10 protein-coding genes are annotated in these 15,211 nt (G+C 45.4%); 5 read left to right on the top strand and 5 right to left on the bottom strand.

Translation table 11 applies throughout. From position 1 onward, the window contains the following. Positions 1–67: 67 nt before the first annotated feature. Together tal and dusA are read right to left on the bottom strand one after the other, a co-directional pair. Positions 68–1,000 (bottom strand): transaldolase, encoded by a 933-nt coding sequence (gene tal, locus SDE_RS07775; RefSeq protein ID WP_011467967.1) that lies wholly within the window; start codon positions 998–1,000, stop codon positions 68–70. 229 nt (positions 1,001–1,229) lie between these two features. Next, the gene (dusA, locus tag SDE_RS07780; protein ID WP_011467968.1) at positions 1,230–2,225 is read right to left on the bottom strand and encodes a tRNA dihydrouridine(20/20a) synthase DusA; all 996 of its coding nucleotides are present in this window, start codon (positions 2,223–2,225) and stop codon (positions 1,230–1,232) included. 177 nt (positions 2,226–2,402) lie between these two features. Here dusA and SDE_RS07785 point away from each other — a divergent pair, with 177 nt between their 5' ends. Further along, complete coding sequence (locus SDE_RS07785; RefSeq protein WP_011467969.1) at positions 2,403–5,084, top strand: glycoside hydrolase family 3 C-terminal domain-containing protein; 2,682 nt, start codon at positions 2,403–2,405, stop codon at positions 5,082–5,084. Between the two features lie 336 nt (positions 5,085–5,420). Next, positions 5,421–6,653 carry a hypothetical protein gene (locus SDE_RS21250; protein WP_011467970.1) on the top strand — a complete coding sequence of 411 codons (1,233 nt, stop codon included), beginning with the start codon at positions 5,421–5,423 and terminating at the stop codon, positions 6,651–6,653. A gap of 20 nt (positions 6,654–6,673) precedes the next feature. Here SDE_RS21250 and recQ read toward each other — a convergent pair whose 3' ends face one another. Beyond that, positions 6,674–8,485 carry a DNA helicase RecQ gene (gene recQ / locus SDE_RS07795; RefSeq protein ID WP_011467971.1) on the bottom strand — a complete coding sequence of 604 codons (1,812 nt, stop codon included), beginning with the start codon at positions 8,483–8,485 and terminating at the stop codon, positions 6,674–6,676. A gap of 101 nt (positions 8,486–8,586) precedes the next feature. On the opposite strand from recQ, the gene SDE_RS07800 reads away from it, so the two are divergent. From SDE_RS07800 to SDE_RS07810, 3 genes are all read left to right on the top strand, one after another. Next, positions 8,587–8,784, top strand: a complete 198-nt coding sequence (locus SDE_RS07800; protein ID WP_011467972.1) for a CPXCG motif-containing cysteine-rich protein — start codon at positions 8,587–8,589, stop codon at positions 8,782–8,784. Between the two features lie 48 nt (positions 8,785–8,832). Then, on the top strand, positions 8,833–9,411 hold the full coding sequence (locus SDE_RS07805) for a cytochrome b (protein ID WP_011467973.1): 579 nt from the start codon (positions 8,833–8,835) through the stop codon (positions 9,409–9,411). A gap of 148 nt (positions 9,412–9,559) precedes the next feature. Continuing rightward, complete coding sequence (locus SDE_RS07810) at positions 9,560–10,015, top strand: hypothetical protein (protein WP_158303865.1); 456 nt, start codon at positions 9,560–9,562, stop codon at positions 10,013–10,015. Positions 10,016–10,369: 354 nt separating this feature from the next. On the opposite strand, the gene SDE_RS07815 is transcribed toward SDE_RS07810, so the two are convergent. Both SDE_RS07815 and SDE_RS07820 read right to left on the bottom strand, forming a co-directional pair. Continuing rightward, positions 10,370–13,159, bottom strand: a complete 2,790-nt coding sequence (locus SDE_RS07815; protein WP_011467975.1) for a TonB-dependent receptor domain-containing protein — start codon at positions 13,157–13,159, stop codon at positions 10,370–10,372. 124 nt (positions 13,160–13,283) lie between these two features. After that, entirely contained in the window at positions 13,284–14,978 is a 1,695-nt protein-coding gene (locus SDE_RS07820) for a hypothetical protein (RefSeq protein ID WP_011467976.1), read from the bottom strand. Positions 14,979–15,211: the final 233 nt, after the last annotated feature.

The raw sequence follows: 15,211 nt of genomic DNA on the forward strand, positions 1-15,211 counted from the left end.
AGGGGAGCAGCCTCATTATTGTTGCTCTGACGGGTACCCGTAAGATACCCGTCAGAAGCGCTGAGGTCTAGGCTTTGCTTTTTAGAAGATTAATAAGGTTGATCTGATCTTTAGCAAAGTTGCGAATACCTTCGGCCAACTTGTGGGTAGCCATAGCATCTTCGTTATTCGAGAAGCGGTATTGCGACTCGTTTTCGATAAGCTTAGCAATAGGCTCGCCGCTGTTTTCTGGCGACAATTTACGCTCTAGTTTACCTGTATCTTGCGCAAGTGCTTCTAGTAGGTCTGGGCTAATTGTTAAGCGGTCACAGCCTGCTAGCTCTTCAAGCTCACCGGTGTTGCGGAAGCTTGCGCCCATAACAACGGTTTTGTAGTCGTGCTGCTTGTAGTAGTTGTAAATGCGGCTTACCGAAATTACGCCTGGGTCTTCGTGTGGTAAGTATTCTTTTTTATCGGTATTGGCTTTGTACCAATCCAAAATACGGCCCACAAATGGCGAAATTAAGAAAACACCGGCGTCGGCACAAGCGGCGGCTTGGCTGAAGCTAAATAACAACGTTAGGTTACAGTCGATGCCTTCTTTTTGAAGTTGCTCGGCCGCACGAATGCCTTCCCAGGTTGAAGCCAGCTTAATAAGTACGCGCTCTTTGCCTATGCCGTTTGCTTCGTACATATCAATTAAGCGGTGGGCTTTATCAATAGACGCGTTTTTATCGAAAGACAAACGCGCATCTACTTCGGTTGAAACGCGGCCAGGAACGATTTTTAGAATTTCGCAGCCAATCGCTACAGCTAGACGGTCACAGGCGTCATCAATAGAGCTAGATTCTGCCAATGCCTTTTCTAGAAGAGGGGCGTACTGTGGCAATTGCGCGGCTTTAAATAGCAACGATGGGTTGGTGGTTGCATCTAAAGGCTGGTAGCGCTTAATGGCTTCGATATCGCCCGTGTCGGCTACTACGCTGGAAAACTGCTTAAGTTGTTCTAACTTGTTGGTCATACGACTCCCCATGAGTTTTGGTGTCAAAGATCTTATCAAATTATTGTCAATATTGTTGCGACATTATCCCGCTAGGGGTATTGCAACACAATAGCTAAAGCCTTATTGTAACATCTACCATAAGGCGCAACTATGACTGTTTTTGTGTTGCATATGCCAATTTGTATTTTATGTGTACAACTTGGCTTGGTTTAGCTTAGATCACCTAAAATCAGCTTAGTGCCGTTATTTAGCCTATATCTACCAATTGTTTGGCTTCTCGCAGCACCACAGCGCTCGCTTCGCGGTTAGCTGCGTGAATAGTGATATGACGGCGAAACGCCCTAGCGCCTTTTTGGCCTAAATATAAGCCCAAAATGTGACGCGACATATGGTGTAAGCGCGTACCGGCGGCGTTTTGCTGTTCGGCGTAGTGAATAAATTTATCTAACACTTCGTGGCGATTGGCGCTGGGGTTAGGGGTACCAAATAGCTTTTGGTCTACATCCGCCAAAAAGAAGGGGTTGTGGTACGCCTCGCGGCCAATCATTACGCCATCGAGGTCGTTTAAAAGGGTTTTGGCTTGCTCTAAACAGTTAATGCCGCCGTTTATAACAATGTTTAAGTGTGGGAAAGCCTTTTTAAGTTGCACTACTAAATCGTAGCGCAGCGGGGGAATCTCGCGGTTCTCTTTGGGGCTTAACCCTTTTAGCCACGCTTTGCGGGCATGCACTATAAAGGTGTTACAGCCCGTTTGGGCAACGGTTGTTACAAAGTTGCTAAGCGCTTCGTAATCTTCCATATCGTCAATACCAATGCGGTGTTTGACGGTTACTGGAATATCACAGGCCTTTTGCATGGCGTCTATGCACTCGGCAACGAGTTCGGGTTTAGACATCAAAATGGCGCCAATCATGCCATTTTGTACGCGGTCGCTAGGGCAGCCGCAATTAAGGTTAATTTCGTCGTAGCCCCAATCCTGCGCTATACGCGCGCATTGGGCCAATGCGGCGGGGTCGCTGCCACCCACTTGCAGTGCAATGGGGTGCTCGGCGTTATTGAATTGTAAAAAACGTTCGCGGTCGCCGTGAATAATGGCGCCAGTAACAACCATCTCGGTATAAAGGCGCGATTTTTTAGTTAATTGGCGCCAAAAGTAGCGGCAGTGTTTGTCTGACCAGTCCATCATCGGAGCAAGGCAAAAGCGGTGGCTGTCGAACGTTGTAGGTGTTTTGTCAGAATTCATTACTAGGTAAACAACTATTTAGTAAATGTATAAACGAGCTGTAAAAAAGGTGACCTATTAATAGCCAGCAGGAAGCTAGCCCTTAAAGAGTCTACCGCGCAGCCGGTAAATGGAAGTAAAGCAGTCTAAGCTCACTATAAAGTGGGCGAATGATAACCATAAAAAACAGGTGACACTATGAATAAACACTTTTTAGTAGGTGTAATTACGTTAGGGGTAATTCTGCAGGGGCTAACTGCATGTAGCAAAAGCGCTGCACCTAATGCCAATCAACCGCAAGATACCGCAGCTAGTACGGCTACCTACCCGTTTAGGGATGCAAGCTTAAGTGTAGATGCCCGCGTAGACGACTTGGTATCGCGTTTAACCACAACCGAAAAAATTGCCCAAATGTTTAACGATACGCCCGCAATCGAGCGATTGGGTATTCCCGCCTACAATTGGTGGAACGAATCGTTGCACGGTGTGGCCCGTGCGGGTAAAGCAACGGTATACCCGCAGGCAATAGGCTTAGCGTCTACATTTGATGAAGACTTAATGTTGCGCGTGGCTACTTCTATTTCTGATGAGGGGCGCGCTAAGTATCACGACTTCCTATCGAAAGACGTGCGCACCATATACGGCGGGCTTACCTTTTGGTCGCCAAATATTAATATCTTCCGCGACCCGCGTTGGGGCAGGGGGCAAGAAACCTACGGTGAAGACCCGTTCTTAACGGGGCGTATGGCCATTAATTTTGTTAAGGGTATTCAAGGCGAAAACGACAACAGCGATTACCTAAAAGCCGTAGCGACAATTAAGCACTATGCCGTACACAGCGGCCCCGAAAAAACGCGTCATTCGGATGACTACCATCCAACCCGTAAAGATTTATTCGAAACCTATTTGCCTGCATTTCGCATGGCAATAGCAGAGACTAACGTGCAATCGTTAATGTGTGCCTACAACCGTGTAGATGGGGCACCTGCCTGTGGCAATAATGAATTAATGCAAGAAATTTTGCGTGGCGATATGGGCTTTAACGGTTATGTCGTGTCTGACTGTGGCGCCATTGCCGATTTTTACGAGAGTAGATCGCACCACGTGGTTGACTCACCTGCAGAGGCTGCAGCGTGGGCCGTTAAATCGGGTACCGATTTAAACTGTGGCGATTCACATGGCAATACCTACACCAACCTGCATTACGCGTTACAGCAAGGTTTAATTACAGAAGATTATATTGATATAGCGGTAAAGCGTTTGTTTAAAGCGCGTATTAAGCTTGGCATGTTTGACGAGCAAGACCGCGTGCCTTACAGCGAAATTGGTATGGATGTTGTAGGTTCACCTAAGCACCTAGCGCTAACCCAAGAAGCGGCAGAAAAATCTATTGTGCTGCTAAAAAACAATGGTGTATTGCCATTAAAAGCAGGGGTAAAGGTAGCCGTAATAGGGCCAAATGCAGTTGATGAAGATGTATTGGTAGGCAACTACCACGGCGTACCAGTGAAACCTGTGTTGCCGCTAGAGGGGATTGTTAATCGTGTTGGCGAGGCCAACGTATTTTATGCCCCAGGCAGTGCACAAATAGCCGATATATACAGCCACTACGAACCGATAAGTGCAGAAAATTTTTATCATAAAGATGCAAATGGTAATTTAGCTGCAGGCTTAAAAGCAGAGTATTACGCCGATTATTACAACGCAGCTGAAATTAACGACGATACCTTTAGCGCAACCCCAGCGTTAAATAGAATTGATGCAGATATTAATTTCTCTTGGCCTGTATCGCCTATTGATAATTCGTTAGATGATGAATTTAGTGCAGTATGGACAGGCATACTTAAACCGAAAAAGTCGGGTAGCTACCGTTTCTCGGGCACGGTTGCATTAGCCATTAACGGCAAACCTGTTAATGGGGCTGTTAACCTAAAGGCAGGTGAAAGCTATAACATAAAAGCTATTTTTGGCGTGCAAAAATGGTGGCCCGTTAATGCAATACACCCGTACGGAAAACTTACTTGGCTAGATGAGTCGCGCGATTTAGAAGAAGAGGCATTAGCTGCTGCCCGAAAAGCCGATGTGATTATTTTTATGGGCGGTATAGATGCGCACCTTGAAGGCGAAGAAATGCCGCTAGAGCTAGATGGCTTTACTCACGGTGATCGTACGCACATTAATTTACCTAAAGTACAAACCAATTTGCTTAAACAATTAAAAGCAACGGGTAAACCTGTTGTAATGGTTAACTTTAGTGGTAGTGCCATGGCTTTAAATTGGGAAAGCGAAAAGCTAGACGCAATACTGCAAGCGTTTTACCCAGGTGAAGCAACCGGTACAGCGTTAGCTAATATTTTGTGGGGCGATGTAAGCCCGAGTGGCCGCTTACCTGTAACCTTTTACAAAGGCGTAGACGATCTACCAGCATTTAATGATTACCACATGGAAAACCGCACCTATAAATTTTACCGCGGTGAGCCTTTGTATGCATTTGGCCACGGTTTAGGTTACGTTGATTTTGCTTATAACAATTTAGTCGTAGCAAATACTGCAGAAGCGGGCAAAGCGCTACCTATAGCTGTAAGCGTAACCAATACCGGTAAAATGCAAGCAGAAGACGTTGCCCAAGTTTATATAAGTTTGCTAGATGCCCCCGCAAACACGCCCATCCGCGATTTAAAAGCGTTTAAACGTACCAAGCTTGCGGCAGGCGAAAGCACCGAGCTTGAATTTAACTTGCCGGCGAGAGTGCTTACCTATATAGACGATAATGGTAAAACCCAAACCTATACTGGCAGGGTAGAAGTTACTGTTGGCTCTGGGCAAAAGGGATACGTAAAAGAAAATGCGATAGCTGTAGCGACTATTAACGTTCAGTAGCTAGATTTTTGATATCTTGCTTAGGCCCGCTTTTATGGCGGGCTTTTTTTTGCTCATTATAAAAGCAGCATTGAATATAGTGCCTTTTATTCGTATTATCGAGCTTATACATTCAATTGGCGTTTTAGTCGGTAGATTATATTTCGTACAAATAAAGCAATGTTTGGCGGTTTACAACTTATTACTTAAACGAAACTCTTGTACGCAGCTGTTATACGGATCGCTTATTCGACGGTTTGGCTCGAAGGTCTGGTAATAGGCCGCGCCTAGTTTGTTAGGCAGTTGCGAAGGAATGAATGGACATAACAAAATTAAAAATGGATACAAGGAAATACAATGCCAAGCGAAGCCTTATTTGATGTTGTGTGTACTGGGTTGTACAAAAACGAGCGCGCACCAGAAGAGGTTATTGCTGCGTTTGCCCAGTTGGCTAAAATAGATGTTAAAAAAGCAAAGGCTATTATTGAAGGCAAGCGCGCGGTTAAAAAATCTATCGCGCATGCCAAAGCCTATCAACTAAAAACTAAGTTAGAGCAAATAGGCTTGGATGTTGCTCTGCAGCGCGTAAAAAAAGATCCCGCTGCAATGGGCTTATCGCTAGAGCCCATAGAAGAACCGCAAGTATCGAGTGCTACCCCGCAAAGTGATAGCTCTGCACCTTCTTTAGCTACTTTATCATTGGCACCTTTAGAATCCGATCCCGCCGATGTAGAACCCGTCGAAACGCCATTACCATCTACAGAAATGCGCTGCCCAAAATGCAACTTGCAGCAGCCTAAGGCGCAGGCGTGTAGTGGCTGCGGTGTAATTGTTGCCAAAGTGGCAGCATTTGCAGAACCAAACGAGAGCGCTCAACCGCAAGGGCGTGTGCTGGGTGTGAACACGCAAAAGGAAGAAGACGAAACAGAAGTACCGGTATCCACCACCAAAGTTTTATTGGCTGCGAGTGTGGCTGCGTTGGTTGGCGCGCTTGCTTGGCAGTTTGTGGCGGTTACATTTAACTACGAACTCGGCTTTTTGGCTTGGGGCATAGGTGGGCTAATTGGTGCGGCAGCCGTTTATTATGGGGCCGAAGGAGATAACGCAGGTTACCTTTGTGGTGCACTGGCCTTGGTGGCTATTCTGGGTGGCAAATATTTAGTTGCTTCGTCGTTTACTGCACAATATTTTGAAGAGTTGCAGCAAATAAGTAGCGAAGTGGATTTGACTGAAATGGCAGACCAAATGCGGGCTGAAGCACAAAAATTGCAAAGCGCCTTAGCGTCTGACCATGCTTTGCGTGAATACCTAGTTGAATATGAGTATGTCTATGAAGACGATCCCTCAGCAATAAGTCAGGCGGTGGTGGATGAACATCGCGAAGACCTTGAACTAGCGTATGAAGACTTTGAACCCATGACAGATATTTATTCTGGTGAGGATATAGAGCGGGCACTAGGAGGATTTGCAACGTCAGAAGTGTTTAAGGCAAGCTTCGGTTGGATAGACATTATATTTTTGCTGCTTGGCGTATCCACTGCCTACCGAATGGCGAGTGAGGGCAGTATACCGCTACTGCGCAGGCAATAAGCCTGCGCCTAATTTAAAAACTAGTCTTGCGCGTATTCATATTCGCGTAACACTTCTAAAAACTCGCCGCCGTACTGTTCAAGTTTTCTGTCGCCAATACCAGAAATACACAAGAGCTCTGAATCGTTCATGGGGCGCTTTTCTATCATTTCTTTTAGCGTGGCATCGTGAAAAATTACGTAGGGGGGCACGCCGTGTTCATCGGCTAATTCTTTGCGTACCCGTCGCAAGGCATTCCATAATCCCATGTCGGCTTCATCAATATCTAATAAACGTTTACGCACAGAGGGGGCTTTTAAGGTGGCTTTATCTTTGCGTAATTCTATTGGTTCTTCGCCGCGTAATATTGGTCGGCAACTTTCTGTAAGAATCAAACTACCGTACCCATTAGGGTCGACGGTTAGGTAACCGCGTGCAACCAGCTGCCTAAAAATAGATCGCCATTCGGTAATGGCTAGCCCTTTACCTATGCCGTAAGTTGATAATTTATCGTGGCCGAATTTACGTATTTTCTCGTTGTCGGAGCCACGCAAAATATCTATAACGTGCGATGCACCAAAGCGCTGCTCGCTGCGGTAAACACAGCTTAAAGCCATGCGTACGGGTTCACTGGCGTCCCAGGTGTCGGCGGGTTGCAAGCAGTTGTCGCAATTACCGCAAGGGTGGGGCAGCTCGTCGCCAAAATAGCGCAGTAGGGTTGCGCGGCGGCAGGTGGTTATCTCGCACAAGCCCAGCATGACACTTAGGCGCTGTTGTTCGTGGCGTTTGAACTCTTCGCTGCCCTCCGATGTGGCCATCATTTGCTGCAGTTTAACCACGTCTTCTAAGCCGTATAAAAGCAAAGCGGTTGCGGCGTCGCCATCGCGCCCTGCGCGGCCTGTTTCTTGATAGTAGGCCTCTACACTTTTGGGCATATCTAAGTGCACAACAAAACGCACGTCGGGTTTATCTATACCCATACCAAAGGCAATGGTTGCAACAATTATTACATTGTCGTCGCGCAAAAAACGCATTTGATTTTGTTGCCGAGTAGCCGCGGGTAACCCCGCATGGTAGGGCAGCGCATCGTAGCCTTGGGTAACTAACCACGCAGCGGTTTCTTCTACTTTTTTACGTGACAGGCAGTAAACAATACCGGCATTGCCCGCTTGCTCTAACTGTAAAAAATTAAGTAATTGGTTGCGAGGCTTATCTTTTTGTTGAATGCGGTATTGAATATTGGGTCGGTCGAACCCGCTTATAAATTGTTGTGCATTGTTTAAGCTTAAGCGCTCGACAATTTCTGCTTGCGTGCGTTGGTCGGCGGTGGCGGTAAGTGCAATGCGCGGCACATTGGGGAACCGCTCATGCAATATATTTAAACTTAAGTAGTCGGCGCGAAAATCGTGCCCCCATTGCGCCACGCAGTGCGCTTCATCTATAGCAAATAAGGCGAGTGGCGCCTGTGCCAAAAGGGCGAGGGTGCGCGGTTGCACTAGCCGTTCTGGGGCAATGTAAAGTAAATCTAGTTCGCCACTTATTAGGTCTTGTTCTACCTGTTGCGCAGTTCGTAAATCGAGTGCGGAGTTTAAGTAGCCGGCGTTTACGCCTAATTCCTTAAGGGCATTTACTTGGTCTTCCATTAATGCGATAAGGGGCGACACCACAATACCTACGCCGCTTCGTGCTAGCGAGGGAATTTGGTAACAAAGGGATTTACCGCCCCCTGTGGGCATTATGACAAGGGCATCGCCGCCTTGGCATACGCAATCTATAATATCTTGCTGTGGTTGGCGGAAAGCCTCGTAGCCAAAGGTGTGTTGCAGTATGTTTAGCGGAGTATTGGCGGTCATAGGGTGTGTAGTGTTTACCTGTAAATAGGCGGCAAGGGTACCATTGCTAGGGCCAACAGCCAAACTGCAGGCTTAAATGTTTTGTATGTAGGGGGTAAGTGATGAATCAGCTAGTAGAAGAGCGTATTTATTGCCCATTTTGTGGCGAACCAATAAGTGTGCTTATAGATTGCTCCGTGCCAGAGCAAGAATATATAGAAGATTGCCAAGTGTGCTGCAAGCCGATTGATTTTATGGTTACCGTTGATGAAAGTGGTAACCCGAATGTAGTGGTTAGCGGCGAAAATGATAGCTACTAACCCATTGGTGATATTTACACATTAAAAAACTAAAAGGTAACAGTACAAATGAGTGAAGATAGAGTTGAGTATGTAACGCAAGCGAGTGCCGAATTACCGCAAAACCCCAAGAGCTACAATAAGCTCTCTATTGGCTTGCATTGGTTAATGGTGCTTTTATTTATTGCGGTGTATGCAACCATAGAGTGCCGAACATTTTTTGAGCGCGGCACAGACATGCGCAATTTATTAAAAGAGTGGCATTTTATTTTAGGGTTAACCATTTTTACATTGGTATGGTTAAGGTTGGCTGTACGCGTGCTAAAACCTGCACCGCCCATTCTACCCACGCCACCAAAATGGCAAACCCTGCTCGCGCGGTTAGTTCATGCGGTGCTGTATGCACTTATGATTGGTATGCCCATTGCCGGCTGGTTAATTTTAAGCGGCGAGGGCAAACCTATTCCATTTTGGGGTTTAGAGCTGCCCGCACTTATGGGGCCAAATAAAGACCTCGCCCACGAAATAGAAGAGTTGCACGAATTGTTTGGTAAAGTGGGGTATTTTCTAATTGCGTTCCATGCCATTGCGGCGTTAGTGCATCACTACTTTTTTAAAGATAATACTTTGGTAAGAATGTTGAAGTAACAGTACTGCTAGCTTTCAATTTGTTTGTTGTAACTTTTGTAAAGGGTATCAACTGTAGAATATATGTACTTAAAACAACGTCTTGACGTTGTTCTCATTGTGCTGGAAATAAATCTGTATTGCTATATTTATACCATTGAAAGTGCTTGTGCAGCATATGGTTGTTCAAGTCTCTTTCAATAAATTAGTAACGCAAAAGGATTTAATGATGAAAATTAGTTCAATTTTTAAAGCTGGCGCAGTGTGCTTATTTATATTTTGTGGTTTTTCTCAAGCAAATGCTTCACCGGTTAATATTACTATTTCAACCTATGGGAACAGTAATTCGAATGGCACTCTAGAGGCTTGGTGCCCAAATTCTGGTACCGCTTGTAAAGTTATTGGCAATAGAGACTCCCACCCGGGGCCACGTTCTTGCACTATGGTTTGTGAAACAGGAGATACTGTTGTTACTACCTGTAAAGGTAATAGCAGTTCTCGCTGGATAGATGATTTTAATGTGCCTACAAATGCTGTTTCTATATATTTTGATTACGGAGATGAAAGCACCTATGGTTGGAGAGCAACAGGCTCAACCAATGTCTCGTGCGGGTTTACCGACTAGTCTATCTCTTTAAAAATCGTTCCCTCCCACTGTTCGTAAGTGAGCGGTGGGACTTTCCTCTCAATTAATTCAATTTGTAGTAACTCTGCCTTCCTATTCTGCTAGGATCAATAACCCTATAGTTTGTTTGTACCAAAAGTACAGCAAAATAGTATTCTGGTAAGTTAACTAAAATTAAGTGCGTATGCTTCGCTTAACGTAAAGAGGGGTAGTCGACACATGACTGTAGAGTTTTAAGTTCTAGTTTGAATTACTGGGAGGGTTAATATTTGTTAAGCTATTTCGGAATGGATATTTATAGAGAGAAAATATTATAGAAATACCCCGCTAGTACTAGCGGGGTATTTTTTTAGCTTAATAACTATATTTCAAACTCAAACTAAACGTTTGGCCGCGTTCCTCGCGAATAATATCCACATCGGAAGCATTGCCGTCAGTATCTGTTGTAGTTCTTTGAATAACGAAATCTTCGTTCAACAAGTTTTTCGCTCGGAATTTAACTGTTAAGCTTTCTGTAGGGTAGAAAGAATAAGTAAAGTTAAGCGAATTGAAAGGCTGCTCGAAGCTGTCTGGTGAACCGTTACGACCAGCAAAGTACAAGCGCTCGCCAAATACGTTGTAAGCGAGTGTGGCACTGTGCTTAGAGTCGTAAGAATCGAAGCCAATTAAAACGTTAGCTGCGTATTCCGAGGCGCCATTTAAGCCACGAATGTCATTAGTTGGGGAGTCTGCATTGTTGCCCGTAACCAATTCGTGATCCATTACAGTGAAGTTACCTTGCGTGTAGAAGGGGTCTAATACACGGGTTAAGTCACCTAGGCCTTTTAAGTATTCAACTTCAATACCAGAAACTGTAGCGCTATCGGCATTGTGAATTTTGGCTGCAATATTGTCGTCAGCTGCTGCGGCTTCAAACAACTCGATTGGGTTTTTAATATCCTTATAAAACGCCGATACAGTGAAGTTGTCACCATTAGAGAAAAACCACTCAGCACGTAAGTCGTAGTTTTTCAGCGTGGAGGGCACAACATCTGGGTTACCGTTTACCGATACATCTGTAATAGGGTCTAGGTAGCTGCTGCTGGCAATTTCACGCAAGTCTGGGCGTACGGTTGAATCCGCATAGCTGGCACGTAGCTGGAAATCCTGTGCCCAAAAATCTTGTACCATCCAGGTTAGTGCGGCGGAGTAGAATAATTCTGAGTCTGAGTAGGTCGCATCTTCAAAAAATTGCGAAACAGGGTTGCCGTTGCTGTAATCGGCTTGCGCTTCTAATTGATTGAAAGCTTGTGTTAAACCTACAATCGGGCTGCCGTCAAACTCATTAGGGTTCCAGCCAAGGTTAACCTGTTGGTAATCTTCGCCTCGCACACCAGCAACAAAGCGTATTGTGTGGTCCCAAGTTAGGTCTAGTTTACCGTAGCCAGCACTAACACGGTTAGCAGCAAAATAACTGCTTGTTGCATCTTGCACGCTAATGGCGTAGCCGAAGTCGGGGTCTAGTACATTTTCATCGGAATATAGTACGCCTAACGGGCCGCTAAATTCTGCGCGCTCTTCAGTTTTAGCACCTAGGTTAAAACGCAATTGTTCGAAGTAGCGCACTTTTTCCCAATTCTCTGCACCACCAATTAGCTTTATTTCGAATTTATCTAGTTCGAAAGGGAATGTGGCTTCCCAGCCGTAACTTTCTACATCGTCACGTAAATCCGAAAAGCGATATTGAGCAGCGTTGCGGTCTTGCGAGCCTACAGTTGTAGTGATGGTGTCACCTGTCACTGGGTCGGCCGTGGTAAACGCATTTATACGGAGGTCGAGAGGAATGTCGGTAGTGGCTTCACTGTCAGAGTAATACCAGTTAACAGTCAAACCTTCTAAGAACTTGATCATATCCAGCTCAAGTGCTTCGATAGTTTCGAAACCAAGTTCATGCTCACCGTGAATTTGGTTGATAGTTACTTCACGCTGCTGGTATTCAAATTCGGTATAGCGTTGACCCTTACCAGATGATAACTCGTCGTTGGCATTAAAAAAGTTATTAATAGATACGGTATCATCAGTGTTGCGAATAAAAATACTGGTCGTATTAATTTGGTTTTCTTCGTTAAATCGAAGACCAAACCCTAAAGTACCTGTTAAATCTACAGTGAAAGTGCTATCACTTATAAATTTAACTTGCTCTTCTGGGGCGCTAAAGCTGCGCTGAACGGTATCAGCATTGCGCCATTGGCGATCATACGAGCCGCCGGCAACTACGCCAAGCTCAATACCTTTCCACAGGTCAAAAACACTACCCGCATTTAATTCTACGCCAAGGTCTTTTTGCCCGCTTTCATTGTTAATTGTAATATCGCGGAAAAGCTCTGTGGCTAAATCTCGGTTTACCGCTTCGGCCTCTGTCGTAGTAATGCCTGGCTGAGCTTCCTGAATACTGAATGGGCTAAAGTTGCCACGATAGGTACTTAAAGCGTTACGTAAAACAGGAGAGAGTGCACGTGTGCCGTCATCTTCACCCTTGTTGTCGTCACCACCACCATTGTACGACATAAAGTCGCCACCGGAGCCGGAATGCATACCTGTGCTTAATTCAATGTTAAACATGGTTGCAGCAGGAATGCCAGTAGTGCGAATGTCTACATGGCCACCACCAAAGGCTGCGGGCATATCGGCAGATGCAACTTTTTGCACTGAAAGCGATTCCACAATCGATGTAGGGAATATATCTAGCGGAATTACATTGCGCGTTAAATCTGGTGATGGCACTACTGCACCGTTTAGTGTGGTGCTTAGGTAACGTTCACCCAAACCGCGCACGTACACATATTTGTCGTCGACTAAGGTTACGCCCGGTAAACGGCGCAGTGCAGCCGCAACGGTGGAATCGCCAGTGCGGCTAAATGTTTCTGAAGTAATAATATCAATAGCAACAGATTGATCCATACGCTCACCAATTACATCGGTGGCGGAATCTTGCAGGCGGCCAAGAATTAATACTTCTTCAATTGGGCTTTTAATGCCCAAATCTACTTTGGGTTTGCTTTCTGCGGTTTCTTCTTGAGCGTAAGCGCTGCCAATTGCAACACTTAGTACGCTAAGCGGAAACGCCGCTAAAGCACCAGTTAAATTGCGTTTAAATTTGTTCATTTGAGCGGACCTATATAATAGAAGCAGCTAAGGTTTGGTAGCCAGTAATAGAAAGGGCGCCGTAGGGCGCCCTTTATTTACGGCTGTGCATTAATTGCTAGAAATACTTGTTAGCTTTCTAGAATTACTCAGCAACAAACCAAAGCGCTTGGCCGCGGTTACCTTCGTGCAAGCCGTAAGCCCAGTTTGCAGTCCAGTCGTCATCCATAGACACAGCACCTAGTAGGTCGTTATCTGGAGTAGCTGTTACAGCGCCGCCGTTAATTACCATGTCGGCAACAGGTAGTGAGTAGAAGCCGTTGGTGAACAAAGCAATGTTTACATCGGTTGCATCGTCAGCAGGGTTTTCTCCGCCAGTAAGCGTTGCCATGGTATCGTTTTCTAGGTTTAACCAATCCAAAGTAGAAGAGCCGTTAAGGTCGCCTTTGGTTAATACAGTACATGCGAATACAGAATCTTCAATTGTTAAAATATCATCCAGTGCAGCCTGACCGCTTTCATGTTCGATACGTAGACAGAAGTGATCTTCAGTGCCTGGGTTCGTTTCCGCACCGTATGCGGTGGTCATAATGGTGTTTTTGATTTCTGGCATATGTGCTTCACGAATGCGGATGCCAGCACCTTCACCGCGAGTACCTTGGTTAGATGGAGAAATAATACAAGTTAGGTTATTGATTTTTGCTTGGCTATGTAAACCACGAGTAATAAAGTCTGTAATAGTTGCTTGATCTTTTTTATCGTGACTGCCAATACCGTCAGACTCTACACACTGGTTGCCGTAGTTTTCGGATTGAATAACCAGCGCGTGGCTGATTGTGCCGCGGTAGCCTTCATCGATATCGATTGAGTCATCGCGAACATACATGCCTATGTAGTGAGAGATATTTACTGCACCACCAAACATTTCGATACCATCATCAAGAGTCGAGTAGGCTTGCAAGTAATCTACTAAAGTGCCAGAACCAACAGCATCAAATGAAATACCGTTTAATTCGTTCCCCGCTGCTACCTGTGCACCAGTGTGCTTAACGATAAAGTAGTTTAAAACACCGGAGTTATCATCGTTGTTGTCGCCGCCGTAATGAGTTTGACCCGCGCCAGCTTTACCTTCTGCTTCTACGTTACACTCTTCGCCTGGCGCAATGGCAATAGTGCCATCGTCAACAGAACCGGTGTATTCACACTTGTTAGTTACGCCAAAACCATTAATGATCATGCCGCCCCATTCGCCGTCTGCTTCTGGGTCTACAGTGCCGTCTACCGCATCGCTTACAGAAGTAACCGTGATAGGTGCGCCAGCTTCACCTTCGGCAAAAACTTGTGAACCGCGGTTAATTACAAAGTAATCGTCAGCAGAGCGGAATGCCAATGTAGCGCCGGCTTCAATACGTAAAACAGAACCGTCACCACCTTGCATAATGCCTGCAGCAATACGGTCAGCATCGTTATCGTAGTTTTGACCAATTACTAAACTGCCGTTAAAAATATGTACGCCGTCATTTGGAAGGTCGGCCAAGAAAAGCTCACCTTCGCCAACGTAAGGCTTGTTTAAAGAAACAAAGTTAGTGCGGTAAGTACAGTCGCCCGTTGCAGCGCTATAGTCACCTTGAATAACGCCACTTGCGTCTGTGTAAGATGCACAAGGGTTAGTGGTAGGAGTAGTTGGTGTTTCTCCACCGTTATCAACGTTGTTGCTGTTGTCGCCAACAGAGTTATCTACCGGTGAGTTGTTCTGTGCATCGATAACAACATCGCCACCGCCACATGCAGCTAGTGCAGCACTTAATGCGGTAATGCTTAACAAAGTTTGAATCTTCATGAGTAAAAACTCTCCTAATGGGTTCGAAACGAAAATGTAATAATTAGATTCATGCCGGCTTAAAAGGCCAACACAAATAAATTCAAAATTAATTTTTTGCCGTAAAAGTAAGTTGCGAATGCCTCTAAAAGGCCCCCAATCGCAAAGCTCCACAGCGCTTATGTGGCGCATATATTTGATGAACTAGATGACACTAAAGAGGCAGAAATATGAATGTTGTGTTACAGCTGGGC

Origin of the sequence: Saccharophagus degradans 2-40, assembly GCF_000013665.1 — a bacterium.
GTDB classification, from domain to species: Bacteria; Pseudomonadota; Gammaproteobacteria; order Pseudomonadales; family Cellvibrionaceae; genus Saccharophagus; species Saccharophagus degradans.

What these genes read in the sequence shown, in the direction of transcription:
- tal (WP_011467967.1), bottom strand. Translation starts at nt 1,000, where the DNA reads ATGACCAACAAGTTAGAACAACTTAAGCAGTTTTCCAGCGTAGTAGCC.
- dusA (WP_011467968.1), bottom strand. Translation starts at nt 2,225, where the DNA reads ATGAATTCTGACAAAACACCTACAACGTTCGACAGCCACCGCTTTTGC.
- SDE_RS07785 (WP_011467969.1), top strand. Translation starts at nt 2,403, where the DNA reads ATGAATAAACACTTTTTAGTAGGTGTAATTACGTTAGGGGTAATTCTG.
- SDE_RS21250 (WP_011467970.1), top strand. Translation starts at nt 5,421, where the DNA reads ATGCCAAGCGAAGCCTTATTTGATGTTGTGTGTACTGGGTTGTACAAA.
- recQ (WP_011467971.1), bottom strand. Translation starts at nt 8,485, where the DNA reads ATGACCGCCAATACTCCGCTAAACATACTGCAACACACCTTTGGCTAC.
- SDE_RS07800 (WP_011467972.1), top strand. Translation starts at nt 8,587, where the DNA reads ATGAATCAGCTAGTAGAAGAGCGTATTTATTGCCCATTTTGTGGCGAA.
- SDE_RS07805 (WP_011467973.1), top strand. Translation starts at nt 8,833, where the DNA reads ATGAGTGAAGATAGAGTTGAGTATGTAACGCAAGCGAGTGCCGAATTA.
- SDE_RS07815 (WP_011467975.1), bottom strand. Translation starts at nt 13,159, where the DNA reads ATGAACAAATTTAAACGCAATTTAACTGGTGCTTTAGCGGCGTTTCCG.
- SDE_RS07820 (WP_011467976.1), bottom strand. Translation starts at nt 14,978, where the DNA reads ATGAAGATTCAAACTTTGTTAAGCATTACCGCATTAAGTGCTGCACTA.